Genomic DNA, 1,843 nt, shown 5'->3' with positions numbered 1-1,843 from the left:
CCCGAGGACGGTGAGCGGGCTCACCACGTCTCCTCGCCCCCCTCGATGTACTGCACCGCGGCGGTGAGGTCCGCGATGAGCTGCTTCGCCTCGTCGACAGGCAGCATGAGCGGCAACTCACGGAACACTCGAGCGGCGTCCGGGCCGTCCTGAGTGATGGCGAACAGCTCGAACCGAACCTTCGCCGCCGCCGTCTTCGTGACGTATCCCTCTCCGATGACACTGACGGCGTACGGAGCGATCGGAGTCGACCATTGCTCGCTGGGGACCGTGCCGAGGCGGCGCGTGAACTGTGCCATCAGCTCTTCACCGCCCCGTCTTCGATGACGAACCCGACCGAGCCGGACTCGTCGACGACTTCGATCCACACCTGGTAGTCGTTCTCGGCCGCGAGTGTCGCGATGATCTCGAGCGAGTCGGAGTCGAGGAGCGACCCGTCGAGGATGCGGAGTACGCGAAGCGTCGGGTTCGCGGCCATCGCGAGCGCGACGCTGACGCGGAGCTGCTCGGCGGCGGAAGCCTGCGAGAACGGGATGCTGTTGTACGTCACCCCGGCCTCGTCGAACGAGAGGCCCGGCACGGGGAACGCGACTGCCGCGAGGGCGTCGGCCTTGCGCTGCTCGATGGCCTGCAGGGCGAGGGTGTGCTGGGCTGCCGCCGCCTTCCTGTCGGCGAGTTCGGCGGCGACGGCCGCGCGGTGCTGCGCCTGCCGGATGCGGGCGTTCGTCGTCTCGACGGACGCGAGGCGCTCGTCGAACGTGCCGAGATCGATCGGCTCGCCGTCAGTGGCGATCGCGAGCGCCGAGTCGCGGCGGGCGACGACGTCGACCCGCTCGGTCTCGGCCGCCGCGAGCTTCGCCTTCCAGTCGACGATGTTCCGGTCGATCGATTCGATGTAGATGTCGAGGTCGGCGGCTGCCTCGGCGGCACGCTCGAGCTTCGTGTTGTGCTCGCGAGCGATCTCGCGCTGGGCGATGAGATCCGCCACCGAGACCTCAGCAGTCGGCAGCGACGGGTCCGCGGTCGGGTATCCGGCGAGCTGCCCGTCGAGCTTCGCCACGTCACGGTTGATGTCGGTGCGCCGGTCGAAGACGCCCTTCCGCTCGCGCTCGAGCTCGTCGGGGTCGAACGGCAGCTCCACCGTCGACACAAGCGCCGCGACCTGATCGCGCGCCGACATGCGGGTGAAGGCGAGCGGGTCGAACGCACGAGCACCGATCAGCTGGTCGAGCACCTTCTGCGGCGAGGAGTACTTCGCGCCGTCCGCGGCTTCGACGGTGAGGGTGCCCGAGTCGTCCTTCGTCCACCGGCGGGTGACGATCATGTCGCCGAGGTCGAGACGCACGATGGCCATGTCCTGCCCGTCACGGATCGGCTGCTGCGTCGCGCGGGACGCTTCGCCGCCGGCGAGCGCCGCCCAGATCGCGTCGAGCACGGACGTCTTGCCCTGCGCGTTCCGCCCACCGATGAAGACGATGTTCCCGTCAGGGGTGATGTCGACGGCGCGGAGCCGCTTGTAGTTCTCGGCCTGGAGGTTGAGTACTTGGAGTGCCACGGGGTCAGTCCTTCGGATTGTCGGTGAGGCGGTCGAGGTAGCCAGGCCGCTTGAAGTCGTCGGGGTCGTAGGCGTCGATGTCGAACGGTTCGACGTCGTCGCCGTGATCGATGCGCGGACTCATGCCGCACCCGCGCGGTGTGCGAGTTCGGCCGACATGAGGTCGGCGCGCGCGGCCGCGTCGAGGCCCGCCGAGTGGAGGGTTTCGCCGCAGGTGCAGATCGACTCGATGCGATCGGGCTGACGCACACGGGTGAAGGTGTGCGGCATGGCCGCGGCGGCGAGCTG

At 69.0% G+C, this 1,843-nt stretch carries 2 protein-coding genes; both read right to left on the bottom strand.

Translation table 11 applies throughout. From position 1 onward, the window contains the following. Positions 1–20: 20 nt before the first annotated feature. Positions 21–299, bottom strand: a complete 279-nt coding sequence (locus ACFWWU_RS37080) for a hypothetical protein (RefSeq protein ID WP_384153564.1) — start codon at positions 297–299, stop codon at positions 21–23. Next, positions 299–1,555 (bottom strand): AAA family ATPase, encoded by a 1,257-nt coding sequence (locus ACFWWU_RS37075; RefSeq protein WP_384153561.1) that lies wholly within the window; start codon positions 1,553–1,555, stop codon positions 299–301. The genes ACFWWU_RS37080 and ACFWWU_RS37075 overlap by 1 nt, the downstream gene beginning before the upstream one ends. Positions 1,556–1,843 lie beyond the last annotated feature (288 nt).

It is taken from the genome of Streptomyces sp. NPDC058650 (genome assembly GCF_042717315.1).
In the GTDB taxonomy this organism is placed as follows: domain Bacteria; phylum Actinomycetota; class Actinomycetes; order Streptomycetales; family Streptomycetaceae; genus Streptomyces.
Note: the sequence above shows the minus strand (reverse complement) of the source record. Positions and strands in the feature narration are given on the sequence as shown.